Source organism: Paraburkholderia ferrariae NBRC 106233 (assembly GCF_000685035.1).
Taxonomy (GTDB): domain Bacteria; phylum Pseudomonadota; class Gammaproteobacteria; order Burkholderiales; family Burkholderiaceae; genus Paraburkholderia; species Paraburkholderia ferrariae.
The window spans coordinates 257,186-274,569 of the sequence record NZ_BAYB01000011.1; the positions used below are offsets into that span (position 1 = coordinate 257,186).

At 65.1% G+C, this 17,384-nt stretch carries 17 protein-coding genes; 8 read left to right on the forward strand and 9 right to left on the reverse strand.

The features are described 5' to 3' along the window. Positions 1-4: 4 nt before the first annotated feature. The 4 genes from nadB to radC all read right to left on the reverse strand — a co-directional run bounded on the left by nadB (position 5) and on the right by radC (position 3,353). Positions 5-1,606 carry an L-aspartate oxidase gene (nadB, locus tag BFE01S_RS13465; protein WP_028225962.1) on the reverse strand — a complete coding sequence of 534 codons (1,602 nt, stop codon included), beginning with the start codon at positions 1,604-1,606 and terminating at the stop codon, positions 5-7. A 225-nt stretch (positions 1,607-1,831) separates the two neighbouring features. After that, entirely contained in the window at positions 1,832-1,999 is a 168-nt protein-coding gene (gene rpmG / locus BFE01S_RS13470) for a 50S ribosomal protein L33 (protein ID WP_028225963.1), read from the reverse strand. Positions 2,000-2,009: 10 nt separating this feature from the next. Then, positions 2,010-2,243: a 50S ribosomal protein L28 gene (gene rpmB, locus BFE01S_RS13475; protein WP_027794135.1), complete on the reverse strand. Its 234-nt coding sequence runs from the start codon at positions 2,241-2,243 to the stop codon at positions 2,010-2,012. Between the two features lie 303 nt (positions 2,244-2,546). Then, positions 2,547-3,353, reverse strand: coding sequence for a RadC family protein (gene radC / locus BFE01S_RS38520; RefSeq protein WP_084169814.1), 807 nt, complete (start codon positions 3,351-3,353; stop codon positions 2,547-2,549). Between the two features lie 197 nt (positions 3,354-3,550). Here radC and BFE01S_RS13485 point away from each other — a divergent pair, with 197 nt between their 5' ends. The 6 genes from BFE01S_RS13485 to BFE01S_RS13510 all read left to right on the forward strand — a co-directional run bounded on the left by BFE01S_RS13485 (position 3,551) and on the right by BFE01S_RS13510 (position 9,788). After that, positions 3,551-4,006 (forward strand): FKBP-type peptidyl-prolyl cis-trans isomerase, encoded by a 456-nt coding sequence (locus tag BFE01S_RS13485; RefSeq protein ID WP_028225964.1) that lies wholly within the window; start codon positions 3,551-3,553, stop codon positions 4,004-4,006. Between the two features lie 4 nt (positions 4,007-4,010). Then, positions 4,011-4,973 carry a 4-hydroxy-3-methylbut-2-enyl diphosphate reductase gene (gene ispH, locus BFE01S_RS13490; RefSeq protein WP_028225965.1) on the forward strand — a complete coding sequence of 321 codons (963 nt, stop codon included), beginning with the start codon at positions 4,011-4,013 and terminating at the stop codon, positions 4,971-4,973. Positions 4,974-6,130: 1,157 nt separating this feature from the next. Then, a complete protein-coding gene (locus tag BFE01S_RS13495) occupies positions 6,131-7,081 on the forward strand; it encodes a branched-chain amino acid ABC transporter permease (protein WP_028225966.1) in 951 nt (316 codons plus the stop codon). A 16-nt stretch (positions 7,082-7,097) separates the two neighbouring features. After that, positions 7,098-8,267: a branched-chain amino acid ABC transporter permease gene (locus BFE01S_RS13500; protein WP_028225967.1), complete on the forward strand. Its 1,170-nt coding sequence runs from the start codon at positions 7,098-7,100 to the stop codon at positions 8,265-8,267. 28 nt (positions 8,268-8,295) lie between these two features. Continuing rightward, positions 8,296-9,072 (forward strand): ABC transporter ATP-binding protein, encoded by a 777-nt coding sequence (locus tag BFE01S_RS13505; RefSeq protein ID WP_028225968.1) that lies wholly within the window; start codon positions 8,296-8,298, stop codon positions 9,070-9,072. After that, positions 9,072-9,788, forward strand: coding sequence for an ABC transporter ATP-binding protein (locus BFE01S_RS13510; protein WP_028225969.1), 717 nt, complete (start codon positions 9,072-9,074; stop codon positions 9,786-9,788). Before BFE01S_RS13505 ends, BFE01S_RS13510 begins: the two co-directional genes overlap by 1 nt. A 108-nt stretch (positions 9,789-9,896) precedes the next feature. On the opposite strand, the gene BFE01S_RS13515 is transcribed toward BFE01S_RS13510, so the two are convergent. The 3 genes from BFE01S_RS13515 to BFE01S_RS13525 form a co-directional block, all read right to left on the reverse strand. Further along, complete coding sequence (locus tag BFE01S_RS13515; protein ID WP_028225970.1) at positions 9,897-10,367, reverse strand: GNAT family acetyltransferase; 471 nt, start codon at positions 10,365-10,367, stop codon at positions 9,897-9,899. Positions 10,368-10,395: 28 nt separating this feature from the next. Then, complete coding sequence (locus BFE01S_RS13520; protein ID WP_028225971.1) at positions 10,396-11,580, reverse strand: acetylornithine transaminase; 1,185 nt, start codon at positions 11,578-11,580, stop codon at positions 10,396-10,398. A 330-nt stretch (positions 11,581-11,910) separates the two neighbouring features. Continuing rightward, positions 11,911-12,942, reverse strand: a complete 1,032-nt coding sequence (locus tag BFE01S_RS13525; RefSeq protein ID WP_028225972.1) for a CDP-6-deoxy-delta-3,4-glucoseen reductase — start codon at positions 12,940-12,942, stop codon at positions 11,911-11,913. A gap of 77 nt (positions 12,943-13,019) precedes the next feature. Here BFE01S_RS13525 and BFE01S_RS13530 point away from each other — a divergent pair, with 77 nt between their 5' ends. Next, positions 13,020-14,099 (forward strand): NAD-dependent epimerase/dehydratase family protein, encoded by a 1,080-nt coding sequence (locus BFE01S_RS13530; RefSeq protein ID WP_028225973.1) that lies wholly within the window; start codon positions 13,020-13,022, stop codon positions 14,097-14,099. Positions 14,100-14,133: 34 nt separating this feature from the next. On the opposite strand, the gene BFE01S_RS13535 is transcribed toward BFE01S_RS13530, so the two are convergent. Together BFE01S_RS13535 and BFE01S_RS13540 are read right to left on the reverse strand one after the other, a co-directional pair. Then, positions 14,134-14,322: a hypothetical protein gene (locus tag BFE01S_RS13535; RefSeq protein WP_028225974.1), complete on the reverse strand. Its 189-nt coding sequence runs from the start codon at positions 14,320-14,322 to the stop codon at positions 14,134-14,136. 168 nt (positions 14,323-14,490) lie between these two features. Beyond that, positions 14,491-15,195, reverse strand: a complete 705-nt coding sequence (locus BFE01S_RS13540) for a pseudouridine synthase (protein ID WP_028225975.1) — start codon at positions 15,193-15,195, stop codon at positions 14,491-14,493. A 224-nt stretch (positions 15,196-15,419) separates the two neighbouring features. Here BFE01S_RS13540 and poxB point away from each other — a divergent pair, with 224 nt between their 5' ends. Further along, positions 15,420-17,138 (forward strand): ubiquinone-dependent pyruvate dehydrogenase, encoded by a 1,719-nt coding sequence (gene poxB / locus BFE01S_RS13545; RefSeq protein WP_028225976.1) that lies wholly within the window; start codon positions 15,420-15,422, stop codon positions 17,136-17,138. Positions 17,139-17,384: the final 246 nt, after the last annotated feature.

The following is a 17,384-nucleotide window of genomic DNA, read 5'->3' on the forward strand; positions in this document are numbered from 1 at the left end:
GCGTTTATCTCATCGTGCGGTTGCGTACGCGCTCGGGCGAGAGAACGGTCGGCAGCGCCTTCGGCAGCGCGTTCGGCCAGTCGCGGCTGTAGTGCAGCCCGCGGCTCTCGCGCCGCTGGCGGGCGCTATCGACGATCAGCGACGCCACTTCGACCAGATTGCGCAGTTCGAGCAGGTCGCGCGTGACGCGGAAATTCGCGTAGTACTCGAGAATTTCGTCGCGCAGCAGCGCGATGCGATGCTGCGCGCGTTCGAGCCGCTTGTCCGTGCGCACGATGCCCACGTAATTCCACATCAGGCGGCGCAACTCGTCCCAGTTGTGAGCCACCACCACCTCTTCGTCGGAGTCCGAAACGCGGCTCTCGTCCCAGTCGGGCAGCGGTGCGTGCGCCTCGGCGGCGAAGCCTTCGGCCTCGATCGCCTCGGCCGCCGAGCGGCCGATCACGAGGCACTCGAGCAGCGAATTGCTCGCCAGCCGGTTCGCGCCGTGCAGCCCCGTATAGGAGGTTTCGCCGACCGCGTAGAGGCCCGCGAGGTCGGTGCGGCCCGCGAGGTCGGTAACGACGCCGCCGCACGTGTAGTGCGCCGCCGGCACGACGGGAATGGGCTCTTTCGTGATGTCGATGCCGAACTCGCGGCAGCGCGCGAGGACGGTGGGGAAGTGCTCTTCGAGAAACGCCGCGGGCTGGTGGCTGATGTCCAGATGCACGCAGTCGATGCCGTGCTTCTTGATCTCGAAATCGATCGCGCGGGCCACGATGTCGCGCGGCGCGAGTTCGGCGCGTGCGTCGTGCGTCGGCATGAAGCGCGTGCCGTCGGGCAGGCGCAGCACGCCGCCTTCGCCGCGCACCGCCTCGGTGATCAGAAACGACTTGGCGTGCGGATGGAAGAGGCAGGTGGGATGGAACTGGATGAACTCCATGTTCGCCACCCGGCAGCCGGCGCGCCAGGCCATCGCGATGCCGTCGCCGGTGGCCGTGTCGGGGTTCGTCGTGTAGAGATAGACCTTGCCTGCTCCGCCCGTCGCGAGCACCGTATGCGGCGCCTGGATGGTCACGGTGCGGTCGTTTTTCAGATCGAGCGCATAGAGGCCGTGGCAGCGGCGCCCGGGCAGGCCGAGGCGATCGGATGTGATGACGTCGATGGCCTGGTGGTCTTCGAGGATCGTGATGTTCGGATGCTGGCGCGCGCGTTCGAGGAGCGTTTGCACGACGGCGTGGCCCGTGGCGTCGGCAGCGTGGATGATGCGGCGGTGGCTGTGGCCGCCCTCGCGCGTGAGGTGAAAGCCCAGTTCGGCGGCCGCGTCTTTCGTGAACGGCACGTCTTGCGCGATCAGCCACTCGATGGCCGCGCGGCCATGCTCGACGATGAAGCGCGTCGCCCCCTCGTCGCACAGGCCGCCGCCGGCCACGAGGGTATCGTCCACGTGGTTCTCGACGCTGTCGGCCGAGTCGAGCACCGCGGCGATGCCGCCTTGCGCGCGGTCGCTCGCGCCTTCGGTCATCTCGCGCTTGGCGATCAGCACCACCCGCCGCGTGTCGGCGAGATTCAGCGCGACGCTCAGTCCGGCCAGCCCGCTGCCGACGATCGCTACATCGAAATTCATGGTCCCGCTTCTCCGTCTCTTGTTCTGCTGCGGCGCGCGTGCGGTGTGCGCCGATGAAGCGGGAAGCATACTCTTTTCGGCGCCAGGACGAAAAGCGGCACGCAGGGCGGGGCGGCCAAAAGCGCACCGCGCTTTGCGGGACGTGGGAAAGGCGGGGCACAAAAGAAAAACCCCGCTGCGAGAGCGGGGTTTTTCTTGTCTTCGTCAGGCTTGAAACCCGATCAATTACTTGATCTTGGTTTCCTTGTACTCGACGTGCTTGCGAATAACCGGGTCGAACTTCTTGATCGACATTTTTTCCGGCATGTTGCGCTTGTTCTTCGTGGTCGTGTAGAAGTGACCCGTACCTGCGGTCGATTCCAGCTTGATCTTGTCGCGGACGCCCTTGGCCATGATTTACTCCTTACAGTTCGCCGCGTGCGCGCAGGTCTGCGAGCACGGAATCGATGCCGTTCTTGTCGATCAGGCGCAGGCCTGCGTTCGAGATGCGCAGACGCACCCAACGGTTTTCGCTTTCAACCCAGAAACGGCGGTTTTGCAGATTCGGGAGGAAACGACGCTTGGTCTTGTTGTTTGCGTGGGAAACGTTGTTGCCGCTCATCGGCGCTTTCCCAGTGACTTGGCATACACGTGCCATGAGACACTCCTACGGAAATTCTGAGTTCGAGAGCCGCTTAAGTTTCCCAGGCGAGAAATGGCCGGAATGGAGAGCGCTCACGTATGGATGAGAGACAACCTCGAACCCAGGCCATATTTCCCCTGGAACGCCTTGATGGCTTCGGAACAGGGTTGGAAATAGGCAAACCGTGATTCTAGCAGAAAAAGTCCAGGAAAATCAAACCCGATTTGCAAAGGGGCTTCGTCTCGCGCGCGGGCGTTGCGTTCTCGATACGGGATTTCTCCCGCTCGGTGGGCGCTATTGCCGCCCTCAGTCTTTGTCTCAGTTCCAGTCGTTGCGCGCGAACGAGTAGGTCTCGCGTGCGCCGATCACCAGATGGTCGATCAACTGGACCTCGACGAGGGCGAGCGTGTCGCGCAGCACCCGCGTGAGGCGCCGGTCGGCCGCACTCGGCTGGACGGCCCCCGATGGATGATTGTGGGCGACGATCAGACTCGCGGCGTTGAGGGTCAAGGTGCGCCGGACGATTTCCCGAGGATACACCACGAGGCGCGAGAGCGAACCCCGCGAGCTTTCCTCGGGGGGGCGGATGAGCCGGTGGCGCACGTCGAGGTACAGGCACACGAAGACTTCGTACGGCCGCCCGCCGATCAGAAGCCGCAGGTAATCTTCCACGGCGCCCGGCGTGTCGATGACCGGGCGGCTGTCCAGTTCTTCCACGAGCGCGCGGCGAGCCAGTTCCAGCACGGCCTGCAGCTTCGCCGCCTTCGCGGGGCCGATGCCGCGCAGGCGGCCGAGTTCTTCGGGCTGGGCATCGAGCATCGCACGCAAGGTGCCGAAGCGTTCGATCAGCGAGCGGGCGACTTCGAAGACCCCATGGCCGGGCAGGCCGGAACCCAGCAGCAGCGCCAGCAGTTCGACGTCGGACAGGGCGCCGGGCCCGGCTGTGCGCAACCGTTCGCGCGGCATGTCCTGGGCGCGTGCCGGCACGGCTGCGTCGGCCGCCGGAAGGGCCAGCCGGGCTGCGCGCGAGCGCTCGCCGTCATTCGCGGACGACGTTGACGCGGCCGCTTCTTTCCCGCCATCGGCGCTGTCCCGGACGGGTTCGGCGCAAGCTGCTTCCGGCATCGTGATCTCCCTGAGGCGCGGTGTGCCGGCGCGCGCTGGCCGCATGCGGCCTTTCATACGCCCGAGCCCAACCGCCATGAATATGTGGCTTACAATGGAGCCTTTCCGGTCGCCGCCGCGCGGCCGGGCCGGCGCCTCGCGGCGCGCACGCGCCTCTCCTCATAGGAAGCGCGCGTCCAGACGAAAATGAGTACCGCATGAGCATCATCGACATCTCCGAGGTGAAACCCGGTTCCCACGTGACGCTTCACTACCGGCTTTCGCTCGCCGATGGCACCGAAATCGTCAATACGTTCGTTGACCGGCCCGCTACGCTGCTGCTGGGCGCCGCGCAACTCGCGCCGCCGCTGGAAGACATTTTGCTGGGCTTGAAGGTGGGGCACCACTCGACCTTTCAGCTAGCGCCAGGCGTCGCGTTCGGCCAGCGCAACCCCGACCTGATCCAGCGCGTCTCGCTCGCTACCCTGCGCGAGAACGGCATGGTGGGCGAGGACTTTACGCCCGGCGACCTGATCGAATTCAACGCACCCGACGGCGGCCGCTATGCTGGCGTGCTCAAGGAGGTGAACGAGACCTCCGCGCTGTTCGATTTCAACCATCCGCTCGCAGGCCAGGCGGTTGCGTTCGAAGTGAAAATCATCGGAATCCTCTGAACCCATGAGCTCCACGGACACGTCCTTGACCGCCGATGCCGAGATCCTGCTCGCGCAGCCGCGCGGCTTCTGCGCGGGTGTCGACCGCGCCATCGAAATCGTCGAACGTGCGATCCAGCAGCACGGCGCGCCTATCTATGTGCGCCACGAGATCGTCCATAACGCCTATGTCGTCGAAGACCTGCGTAAAAAGGGCGCCATCTTCATCGAGCAGCTCGCCGAAGTGCCGACAGGCAATACGGTGATCTTCAGCGCCCACGGCGTGTCGAAGGCGGTGCGCGCGGACGCCGCGGCGCGCGGCCTGCGCGTCTACGACGCCACGTGCCCGCTCGTCACCAAGGTTCATGCCGAAGTGGCCAAGATGCGCGACGAGGGGCTCGACATCGTGATGATCGGCCATAAGGGGCACCCGGAGGTCGAGGGCACGATGGGGCAGGCGGGTGAGGGCATGTTCCTCGTCGAGGATATCGCCGACGTGGAAGCGTTGCGCCTGCACGACCCCGCGCGCGTGGCCTTCGTGACGCAGACCACGCTTTCCGTGGATGACGCCGCCGAGATCATCGCTGCGCTCAAGACGCGCTTCCCCGCGATTCGCGAGCCGAAGAAGCAGGACATCTGCTACGCGACGCAGAATCGCCAGGACGCGGTGAAGTTCATGGCGCCGCAGTGCGATCTCGTGATCGTGGTGGGCAGTCCCAACAGTTCGAACTCGAACCGCCTGCGCGAAGTGGCCGAGAAGCGCGGCGTGGCGGCCTATATGGTGGATGCGCCCGACCAGATCGATCCGGCGTGGCTCGTGGGCAAGCGTCGCATCGGCCTGACGGCGGGCGCCTCGGCGCCGGAAGCGCTGGCGCAGCAGATCATCGCCCGGTTGAACGAGCTGGGCGTGCGCAACGTGCGCGCACTCGACGGGATCGAGGAGAACATCGCGTTTCCGCTGCCGCGGGGCCTGGGCATCCCAGCCTGACGCTGGTCCCGCTTGCTTCTAAAAAAGCGCGCCTCGGGTGCGCTTTTTTTTGCCCACGGGTTTTACGGAGGGGATTAATTAAATTGGGGTCATATAAAAACAAAACCCGCAAAAACCCGGTTGCATTGCCCTCATTCCGGGCTTCAGCCGCGCGTATTGGTCGTGTGATTTTTAAATCCGTCCCCAATTAAGGCGCATATTCGCAGGTCCTCCCGAACTCTTGCACCAAAACGATGCGCTCGAGGCGCACGTCTGCTTGCACCCAACTTGAACACTGAACGCCCATCCGGCAAGGTATTCCGGGCGTCTGTCGCAACAGTTGATGCCGTTTGCTTCACATTTGGTGCAACTGATGCACGAAAAAATGGCGCAACCGTTGGTGCAACCGCATTTAACGTCCTCTCTCAAAAAGTGGTTGCAATGCAGGAAAACCCTGCCGGCTCAACATATTGCCCGTCGCATAATTGGAGTTACAATGCGCGCGTCCTGAAGGCTTGACAGCCTTCTGGCGAGGAATTCGGAAGGCGCAGGAGACCTGATTAATGCCATTCAAGTTTGTTTATGCCGCGTCTTCGGCGGCTGCGGTTGCGCCGCGCGCTGCGCGGTTCGGCGGCAGGGCCCGGGCGGGCAGGTGCGCAATGCCGACTGCGGCTGTGCACCATGCAGGGGCTGCTGTGCATTCCGGACATGACGACGAATGCGGCAAGCCGTGCTCCTTCGGGACGCGTGCCGCGAAAAGGACCGGAATGATTGCTGTCCCCGCCGTCGTGACCTATGTCATGAAAACTGGCATGCAACTTGCTCGTGTACGCACCGGCGCGAGCGCTGTTTTCACTGCCGGCGCCGGAAACGGCCCGAAAAAGGGAGTCAAGACGTACGACGCCTGCAAGGGTGGCCACTGTGCCGCTCGTGCGAACGTCGCCGCGATCGTGACAGGGAGTTGAACCCGACGGCACCGAACCATCCGACGGTGCCGTTTTTGCATCCGCATCCGGTGCGCGGGCCGCTGCTACCACAGCGGCAAGGCAAACCGGCTGTGGCCAACCGTTACCGGTCTTTTACTTCAGTACCCGAGAGTGTCGTTGCGGTTCCGTAAAAACATCGCCCACCGGCCGATGACGAGCGCGAATCCGGTCGCACGGGCTAAGGAGCATTAAATGGATATCTTCATCCAGCAGATCCTGAATGGGCTGGTGCTGGGCAGCATCTACGCCATCATCGCACTGGGCTACACCATGGTGTACGGGATTCTGGGCATCATCAACTTCGCGCACGGCGACGTGCTGATGGTGGGTGCGATGGTCGCGCTCTCCGCCATCACGGTGCTGCAGAACCACTTCCCGGGTCTCGGGAACATCCCCACGCTGATCATCGCGCTCATCGTCGCGGCGCTGGTCTGCTCGGTCGTCGGGTACACGATCGAGCGGGTTGCCTACCGGCCGCTGCGCCGCGCGCCGCGTCTCGCACCGCTGATCACCGCCATCGGCGTGTCGATCCTGCTGCAGACGCTCGCCATGATCATCTGGGGCCGCAATCCGCTGGCCTTCCCGCAGTTGATCTCGACCGATCCGATCAACGTGATCCAGCCGAGCGCCACCGGCGTCGGCGCCGTGATCTCGCTCACCGAGATCGTCATCATCGTCGTGGCTTTCGTCGTCATGGCGGGCCTGCTGCTGCTCGTGCACAAGACCAAGCTCGGCCGCGCCATGCGTGCGATCGCCGAAAACCCGTCTAACGCGAGCCTGATGGGCGTGAATCCGAACTTCGTGATTTCGGCCACCTTCATGATCGGCTCGGCGCTCGCTGCGCTGGCCGGCGTGATGATCGCCTCCGAATACGGCAACGCGCACTTCTATATGGGCTTCATCCCCGGCATGAAGGCGTTCACCGCGGCGGTGCTGGGCGGTATCGGCAACCTGGGCGGCGCGATGGTCGGCGGCGTGGTGCTCGGCCTCATCGAGCAACTGGGCGCGGGCTACATCGGCAACCTGACCGGTGGTGTGTTCGGCAGTAACTATCAGGACGTGTTCGCGTTCGTCGTGCTGATCGTCGTGCTCGTGTTCCGTCCGTCGGGGCTGCTCGGCGAACGTGTGGCAGATCGCGCATAAGAGGGAGTAGAGCAAAATGACTTCAATTCAACCGATCGAGCCGTCCACCACGCTCATCCCGGAGAAGAACACGACCAGGACCCTCGCGGTGGGCGTCGTCACCGCCCTCGTGGTCGCGTCGCTCCCCTTCGTGGTCGGCGCCGTGGGCGGCAATTACTGGGTGCGCGTGCTCGACTTCGCGATGCTCTACGTGATGCTCGCGCTGGGCCTGAACGTCGTGGTGGGCTTCGCCGGCCTGCTGGACCTCGGCTACATCGCGTTCTACGCGGTGGGCGCCTACACGGCGGCGCTCCTGACTTCGCCCCACCTCACGACGCAGTTCGAGTGGATCGCGAACCTGTTCCCGGGAGGCCTGCATACGCCGTACTGGATCGTGGTTCCGGTGGCGATGGCGTTCGCGGCGATCGCGGGCATTCTGCTGGGCGCGCCGACGCTGCGTCTGCGCGGCGACTATCTGGCGATCGTGACCCTCGGCTTCGGGGAAATCGTCCGGATCTTCATGAACAACCTCGACCGTCCGGTGAACATCACCAACGGGCCGCAGGGCATTACCGGCGTCGCGCCGCTCGAAGTGGCCGGCTTCAATCTCGCGCAGCCGCACACGGTGCTCGGTTTCACGTTCACCTCGGTGTACTGCTACTACTACGTGTTCGTGATCTGCGCGCTGCTCGTGATCTGGGTGTGTACGCGCCTGCAGCACTCGCGTATCGGCCGTGCATGGGCCGCGATCCGCGAAGACGAAATTGCCGCGAAGGCCATGGGCATCAACACGCGCAACGTGAAGCTGCTCGCGTTTGCGATGGGCGCCTCGTTCGGCGGCCTCTCGGGCGCGATGTTCGGCTCGTTCCAGGGCTTCGTTTCGCCGGAATCGTTCACCTTCTGGGAATCGGTCGTGGTGCTCGCCTGCGTGGTGCTGGGCGGCATGGGCCACATTCCGGGCGTGATTCTGGGCGCCGTGCTGCTGTCGGTGTTCCCCGAGTTCCTGCGCTCGACCATGGGCCCGCTGCAGAACGCCCTGTTCGGCCACCAGATCGTCGATACCGAAGTCATTCGCCAGCTGCTGTACGGCCTCGCCATGGTCGTCATCATGCTGTATCGCTCGGAAGGCCTGTGGCCCGCGCCGAAGCACGAAGACAAGATCGCGAAGATTGCGAAGCGCAGCAGCAAGAAGCCGGTGCGCGCGTAACGCTAACGGACCGCAGGAGAAGACGAATATGAGCAACAAACCTATCCGCCTGTCCGTTAAGGGCGTGAACAAACGCTTTGGCGGCCTGCAGGCACTGTCCGACGTGGGTCTGCAGATCGAGGAAGGCACGATCTACGGCCTGATCGGCCCGAACGGCGCCGGCAAGACCACTTTCTTCAACGTGATCACGGGGCTTTACACGCCGGATTCGGGCGAATTCAAGCTCGACGGCGTAGCCTACACGCCGACCGCCGTCTATCAGGTCGCGAAGGCGGGCATCGCGCGGACCTTCCAGAACATCCGCCTGTTCGGCGGCATGACCGCGCTCGAAAACGTGATGGTGGGCCGCCACGTGCGCACGAAGCACGGCCTGATCGGCGCCGTGTTCCAGACGCCCTCGGAGCGCAAGGAAGAGCGCGAGATCAAGGAGCGCGCGATCGAACTGCTCGAATACGTGGGCATCGCGCAATACGCGGACTACACGTCGCGCAATCTCTCGTACGGCCACCAGCGCCGTCTGGAGATCGCGCGTGCGCTCGCGACCGATCCGAAGCTGCTCGCGCTCGACGAGCCGGCCGCCGGCATGAACGCGACCGAGAAGGTCGAACTCACGCGCCTGCTCGACAAGATCCGCGCCGATGGCAAGACCATCCTGCTGATCGAGCACGACGTGAAACTGGTGATGGGCCTGTGCAACCGCATGACAGTGCTCGACTATGGCAAGGTGATCGCTGAAGGTCTGCCGCACGACGTGCAGAAGGACCCGAAGGTGATCGAGGCATATCTGGGCGCAGGGGTGCATTGATGGCAAACGCAATTCTCAAGATCAAGGGCCTGCAGGTCAATTACGGCGGCATTCAGGCCGTGAAGGGTGTCGATCTCGAAGTGAAAGAGGGCGAGCTCGTCACGCTGATCGGCGCGAACGGCGCAGGCAAGACCACGACGATGAAGGCCATCACGGGCCTGAAGCCTTATTCGGCCGGCGACATCGAGTACAACGGCCAGTCGATCAAGGGTGTGCCGGCGTACGAACTGCTCAAGCGCGGCCTCGCGATGGTGCCGGAAGGCCGCGGTATTTTCGCGCGCATGTCGATCATCGAAAACATGCAGATGGGCGCGTACCTGCGCACCGACAAGGACGGCATTGCGAAGGACGTCGAACGGATGTTCGGCTTCTTCCCGCGCCTGAAGGAGCGCGCGACGCAGCTCGCGGGCACGCTTTCGGGCGGCGAGCAGCAGATGCTGGCGATGGCGCGCGCGATCATCAGCAAGCCGAAGCTTCTTCTGCTGGACGAGCCTTCGATGGGTCTTTCGCCGATCATGGTGGAGAAGATCTTCGAGGTGGTGCGCACGATCTCGTCGGAGGGCATCACGGTGCTGCTCGTGGAGCAGAACGCGCGCCTCGCGCTGCAGGCTGCGAACCGCGGCTACGTGATGGACTCGGGTCTCGTCACGATGGAAGGCGACGCTAAGCAGATGCTCGACGATCCGAAGGTGCGGGCTGCGTATCTCGGCGAGTAAGCTGTCTTTCCGCTATTTCCGCAGCACAGGAAAAAGCCGCATGGGTTCAAGGCCCATGCGGCTTTTTTCATGTTTCGCGGCGCTCGCACGAGCCTGGCGCCGATTCGCTTAGTCCACGGCGGCTTCCGCGACCGGCACCGACATTTCCAGCCGTTTGCCGAGGCTTACCACGGCGTCCGCGCGATAGCCGAGCGACTCGTAGAACGCGAGCACCTCGGGCTTGCTGCTCAGCACCTGCAGATTGAGCTTCGGGCAGCCGCGCGCCGCGAGCGCGCGTTCCGCATGCCGCACGAGCTGCGTGCCGATGCCGAGCCGGCGTGCGGCCGGATCGACGGCGAGCGAATAGAGCCAGCCGCGATGCCCGTCGTAGCCCGTCATGACGGTGCCGACAACCGCGCCGTCCTCGCCGCGCGTGGCGACGAAAAACAGTTCGGGCTGCGTACCGAGTTTGTTCGCGATCGACAGATGCGGATTGCGATGCGGGCGAGTCGTGTCCCGGTATTCGGGAAACGCCTGCTGCCACAGCGCGATCACGGCGTCGGTGTCGGCCGGTGCGAAAGGGCGGATCGGGACGGACATCGTGTGCGGCTCCGTTGGGTTGCGGCGATTACAGCGAATCGAGGATCGCGCGCAGCATCGACATCATCTGGTCGATCTCTTCGTTCGTCACGTTCAGCGCGGGCATGAAGCGCAGCAGGTTCGGGCGCGCGGCGTTGAGCAGCAGGCCGTCCGGCTGCATGAGCCGCGCCTTCTCGACGATCTGCGGGCCGATGTCCTTGCCGAGCAGGAGCGCGCGCAAGAGGCCTTCGCCGCGCTCGCCTTCGAAGCCGCGTTCGGCCGAGAGTTCGAGCAACTGCTCGCGCAGGTAGTCGCCACGGGCGCGCACGCCTTCGAGGAAGCCCGGCGCCACCAGTTGCGAGATCACCGAATAGCCCACGGCGGTCATCAGCGGATTGCCGTTGTAGGTGCCGCCCTGGTCGCCGGCTTCGAACACGCAGACGTGCTGCTTCGCGAGGAGCGCCGCGAGCGGCACGCCGCCGCCGATGCCCTTGCCGAGCGTCATGATGTCCGGCTCGATGCCCGAGAGCTCGTAGGCGAAGAGGGTGCCCGCGCGGCCGCAGCCGCTCTGCACTTCATCGGCGATCAAGAGAATGCCGTGCTGCTGCGTGAGCGCACGCAGTTGCTGCATGAACTCGCGCGTGGCGGGGATCACGCCGCCTTCGCCCTGGATCGGCTCGAGCATCACGGCAACGGTCTTCTTGCTGATGAGCTTTTCGACCGAAGCGATGTCGTTAAGGTCCGCCTTCGGGAAGCCCGGCACCTGCGGCGCGTAGATCGTGTCCCAGCCGGCCTTGCCGCTGGCGGACATCGTTGCGATGGTGCGGCCGTGGAAGCTGTGGTCGAAGGTGATGATTTCGTAGGCGCCGTCGCGATGCTGCCTGCCCCACTTGCGCGCGAGCTTGATCGCGCCTTCGTTGGCTTCCGCGCCGCTGTTGGCGAAGAACACCTTGTCGAAGCAGCTATGCGCCGTGAGGAGGCCGGCGAGCTTCGCCATCGGCTCGTTGTAGAAGGCGGGCGACGGGTTGATGAGCAGGCGCGACTGCTTTTCGAGCGCCTCGATCATGCCTTCGTTGCAGTGGCCGAGGCTGTTGACGGCCCAGCCCTGGATGAAGTCCAGATAACGCTTGCCTTCGTTGTCGTAGAGCCACGACCCCTTGCCATGCGTGAAAACGATTTCGGGCCGGTTGGTGATGTACATCAGCGACTCGATCGGGTACTCGGAAAAATTCATGGCAACGGGCTCCGCGCTCAGGATGACAAACAGATTGGCAGGGAAGCCGCAACGATGGCGGCCGGAAAAACAAAAAGCCACGGCGGGCCGTGGCTTTCGTGATTCGAACTGCTGCGCGTGGGTGTAACGCGCGTCCGCGACGAGGCCTGGCCCTAAAACGGGGGCGAGCGGCGACGTCGGAGAGTGGACAGGATGCGGTTCATGGCCGCAAGAATACGACAAGCCGAACCGCGGTGTAAACCATCAATGTTGCGCGACGCGCAGAAATTTTCGTGACGGCCGCCGCGCACATCAGGTGCGCCAAGGGACCGGCGCACCTGAAAGCCCGTTTCAGACCGCGTTCGCGAGGTCCGCGGCGCTCGTGAAGGAGTCCGCGTAGAACTCGTCTTCGGGCAGGCCGTGGTGCTGCGAGAAGTCGCGCTGGGCCGACTCCACCATCACCGGGGCGCCGCACGCGTACACCTGGTAGCCGGACAGGTCGGGCAGGTCCTCGATCACGGCGCGGTGCACGAAGCCCGTGCGGCCGGTCCAGTGATCGTCCGCCGCGGGTTCGGAGAGCACCGGCACGAAGCGGAAGTTCGGGATGTCCTTCGCCCACTGTTCGGCCAGATCCATCAGGTACAGGTCCTTCTTCTGGCGCGCGCCCCAGTAGAGCGTCATCGGCCGGTTCAGGTTCTGGTGGGCCGCGTGTTCGACGATGGCCTTGATCGGCGCGAAGCCGGTGCCCGAAGCGAGCAGCACGATGGGCTTGTCGGAATCCTCGCGCAGGAAGAAGGTGCCGAGCGGCGCCTCGAAGCGCAGGATGTCGCGCTCCTTCATCTGCGTGAAAACGTGGTCGGTGAACTTGCCGCCCGGCATGTGGCGGATGTGCAGTTCGAGCGGGCCTTCTTCGTGCGGGGCCGTCGCCATCGAGTAGCAGCGGCGCGTGCCGTCCTTCAGGACGAATTCGAGGTACTGGCCGGCGAGGTACTGCAGGCGCTCGTTCGCGGGCAGTTGCAGCTTCAGGACGATCACGTCGTCGGCGCGGCGCTCGATGGCGGCAATGCGCGTGGGCAGCTTGCGCACCTGCATGTCGCCCACGCCCGCGACTTCGCGAATGTCGATTTCGAGGTCCGTCTGGGCCGTCGCGCAGCACAGCAGGGCCATGCCGCGCGTGCGCTCGTCGTTCGAGAGTGCCGAGGCCGCATGGGCGCGCTGCTCGACTTCCCCGCTGCAGACCGTGCCTTTGCACGAACCGCATGCGCCGTTCTTGCAGCCGTACGGCAGGCCGACGCCCTGGTGCAGGGCTGCGTTGAGGATGGGTTCGTCCTGCTCGACCTGGAATTGCCGGCCGCTTTGCTTGAGCGTTACGTTGAAAGCCATATTCGAGTGAAGCGTAAGTCCTGTAATCCGCCTGGGCCGAGGTCGATCCCCGGGCGACAGCTTAAAATGGGTCCACCATGATTACCACACGAACCTTGCGCCGTGCGCGCATCCTGATCGTCGGTTGCGGCGACGTCGGCCTGCGCTGCGTCGCGCTGTTGCGCTCCCGTGCGCGCGTGTTCGCGCTGACAAGCCAGCCGGCCCGCGCGGCGGCGCTGCGCGAGGCCGGCACGATACCGCTGGTGGGCGACCTCGACGCGCGCGCGAGCCTTGCGCGTCTTGCGGGGCTCGCCAGCACCGTGCTCCATCTCGCGCCGCCGGAAAAGGACGGCGACGAAGACATGCGCACCCGCCGTCTGGTGGCTGCGCTGGGCGCGCGCCGCCGTTCGGCGGCGAGGCCTGCGAGCCCTGGCTTGCGGAGCACCCGGCGCACCCGAAAAAACCTTTTGCAGCAAGTACCTGCGGCACGGGCGCCGCATCTGCCGGGCCGGCGCAGAGCACCCTCCATTGTACCCGAGCGCACTGCCGGGACCGCCCATACCCACGCTACCCACGCCGGCGTGAAGCTGGTCTACGCCAGCACGACGGGTGTCTATGGAGACTGCGAAGGCGCGCTGATCGACGAGACCCGGCCCGTGCGGCCCGCCAACGCGCGGGCCAAGCGCCGCGTGAGCGCCGAGCGGACACTGCGCCGTGCCACCGCACGTGGCGCGCTCTCGGCATCGATTGCGCGCATTCCCGGCATCTACGCTGCCAACCGCCTGCCGCTCGCGCGTCTGGCGAAAGGCACGCCGGCGCTGATCGAGCGCGACGACGTGTACACGAGCCACATCCATGCCGACGATCTGGCGGCCATCATGGTGCGCCTCGCGACGCGCGGGCGCCCGGCGCGCGTGATCCACGCCTCGGACGACAGTGCGCTGAAAATGGGGGAATATTTCGACCGCGTGGCAGACGCTTTCGGCGTGGCCCGGGCGCCGCGCGTGAGCCGCGACGAGGCCGAGCGCAGCCTCGACCCCACGCTGCTGTCGTTCATGCGCGAATCGCGCCGGCTTTCGAACCGGCGCTTGAAGCGGGAACTGGGCGTGACACTGCGCTACCCGAGCGTAGACGACTTTTTGCGCGCCTTTCTGCGCACGATGCCGCCGCGCCCGTGAGAGAGGGCGTGGCGGCATGGCGCAAGCGTGCCGTTCACGTGATGGCCGGCAGCGCCTCGAGCAGAAGGAAGCAGAACAGCGCGCCGATCAGCACGCCGATCAGGTTCGGGTGATAACGGTGACGCACGCGCATCCACGCAAGCAGGCCGCCGATCAAGAGCACACCCAGCCCCACGAACGCCATCAACACCGATGAGATTTCGAATGTTCCGTTGATGAACATATTCGCCCCCTTCAATGCATCGCTTGTAATCGTTGTTTAAACGAGTATAGGGCGAAACGTCAGGAAGGACATGTTGCGGCGCGGCGGGTTACGGGGCGTTTTGGGGACGAAGGTGCGTTAGCGCACATAGCCGCGCGGCGTGCATTCGCGGCGGCGGGCCGAGCCGCGTCAACCCTGGCGCAGTGCTTCGAGTTCGGCTGCGCCGAGCCAGCGCCACGCGCCCGGTGCCAGATCGGCGGGCAGCGTCAAACCGCCGATGCGTTCGCGGTGCAGGCCTTCGCAGCGATTGCCGGCCGCCGCGATCATGCGCTTGACCTGGTGGTACTTGCCTTCCAGCACGGACAGCTCGAGCTCGTGCTCGCTGCGCGCGCGGGCATCGACGGCTGCGACCGGTTCGCGCTCGCCGTGCAGCAGCACGCCGGTGCGCAGCGCCGTTAGCTGCGCGTCGTCGAGCGGGTGGCGGGTCGTCGCCACGTAGAGCTTGGGCACCTTGCGTTTGGGCGAGGTGAAAGCGTGCACGAACTGGCCATCGTCGGAAAGCAGCAGCAGGCCGGTCGTATCCTGATCGAGCCGGCCGACGCACTGCACGCCGCGGGCCGCAAACTGCGCGGGCAGCAGATGAAAAACGCTCAGGTGATGCTGCGGATCGCGCGAGCATTCGTAGCCGGCGGGCTTGTTTAGTGCGAGGTAGGCGCGCTCGTGGTACGGCCACGCCTCGCCATCCACGCTGAAGGTGAGCCCCACGGGCTCGAACGGTGCGAGCGGATCGGTGCAGACGGCGCCGTCAACGGCTACGCGCGCGTCGGCAACGAGCGCGCGGCACTGGCGGCGCGAGCCGAAACCCTGGCTGAAGAGAATGCTTTCGAGATTCATGAAGACCGGCGGACGGCGTCAAACCGCTGCATTCTAACCGGCGCGCAGCAGTAGAGCGGGGCGAGGCGCGTGGCTGGCTGCGCGGCGCGTTTCGTACAGATGGCGTAACGTAGCGCGATGCATCGCGGATCGCAGCGATGGGCGTACGGCGCGCACCGCACGAGATCCATCCTTTTTCCGGGGTGACGCTCCTGCGTCACGCACGAGCTCACAAGGAGGACAGCATGGCGAACACGATCGCGGATTTTCTCGCGAAGACGCTCGAAGCGGTAGGCGTCGAGCGTATCTGGGGCGTCACAGGCGACAGCCTGAACGGCTTGACGGCGAGTCTCCAGCGTCTCGGCACGATCCGCTGGATGCACACGCGGCATGAGGAGGTCGCCGCCTTCGCCGCCGGCGCGGAAGCCGCGGCCACGGGCCGGCTTGCCGTGTGCGCGGGAAGCTGCGGGCCGGGCAACCTGCATCTGATCAACGGTCTTTACGACTGCCAGCGCAACCAGGTACCGGTGCTGGCGATTGCGGCGCATATTCCCTCCACGGAAATCGGCCTCGGCTACTTTCAGGAAACGCACCCGCAACAACTCTTCAAGGAGTGCAGCCACTACGTCGAACTGGTGACGAATGCTTCGCAGTTTCCGCGCGTGCTCGCAACGGCGCTGCGCACCGCAATCGACGAAAAGGGCGTGGCGGTCATCGTCCTGCCGGGCGACGTGGCGCTGCTCGAGGCGACCGCGGAGGAGCCGGCGTGGTCCCAGTCGTCGCGGCCGGTGACGCTGCCATCGTCGGCCGATATTGACCGGCTCGCCGATCTGCTCAATCGCTCCGAGGCCGTTACGCTGCTGTGCGGCAGCGGCTGCAAGGGCGCGCACGACGAGGTCGTGGCCTTCGCGGACGCGCTCGGCGCGCCGACCGTGCACGCGCTGCGCGGCAAGCAGTACGTGGAATGGGAGAACCCCAACGACGTGGGCATGACCGGGCTGATCGGCTTCAGTTCGGGCTATCACGCCATGATGTCGTGCGACACGCTCGTGATGCTCGGCACCGACTTTCCGTATCGCAACTTCTATCCGCAGCACGGCAACATCGTGCAGATCGACCGCAATCCGGCGGCGCTCGGCAAGCGGGCGCCGCTCGCACTCGGGCTCGTGGGCGACGTGCGCGAGACGCTGCGCGCGCTCACGCCCAAGCTCACGCGCAAGACCGACCGCCGCTTCCTCGAGCGTGCGAAAGAGCACTACAAGGACGCACGCAAGGGCCTCGACGACCTCGCGCGCCCAGCCCCGGCAGGCAAGCCGCTGCATCCGCAGTACGTGACGGCGCGTGTCGATGCGCTTGCGGCCGAGGATGCGATCTTCGCCGTGGATGTCGGCACGCCCACGCTATGGGCGGCGCGCTACCTCACGATGAACGGTAAGCGCCGGCTGCATGGCTCGTTCAATCATGGCTCGATGGCGAACGCGATGCCGCAGGCGCTCGGCGCACAGGCCGCGCATGTTGGGCGGCAGGTGATTTCGCTTTCGGGCGATGGCGGCCTTTCGATGCTGCTCGGCGATATTCTCACGACACGGCAGCTCGATCTGCCCATCAAGATCGTTGTCCTGAACAACAGCACGCTGGGCTTCGTCGCGATGGAGATGAAAGCGGGCGGTTATGTCGAATCGGGCACCGACCTCATCGCGACCAACTTCGCGGACATTGCGAAGGGAGCCGGTATTTTCAGCGTGCGGGTGGAGACTTCGGAGGTGCTCGACGATGCCTTGCGCGAGGCGTTTGCGCACCCGGGGCCGGCGCTCGTCGACGTGGTGACGACGAAGCACGAACTGGCCATGCCGCCGAAGCTGCAGTGGGCGCAGGCCAAGGGGTTCAGCCTCTACATGTTGCGCGCGGTGCTGAGCGGGCGCGGCGACGAGGTGATCGAACTGGCGCAGACTAATCTGCGGTAGGGGGCAAGCGCTGGGTTGATCGGAAACGAACAGGCCCCGCGGATGCGGGGCCTGGTTTTGGATCTGGTGCTCCTGATGTTTTTCGCCGCCTCGATATGGCCGTGTAGTTATCGGCGATCTTGCTGCGCCCGATCGAATGCCTCGCTGGGCGCATAGCCGTATCGAGCCCGGAAGATCCGGCTGATTAGACGCGCTCGGGCGTCAAGTCAGGCTCAAGCAGATGTGTCGATGTAATGACGTACGCGC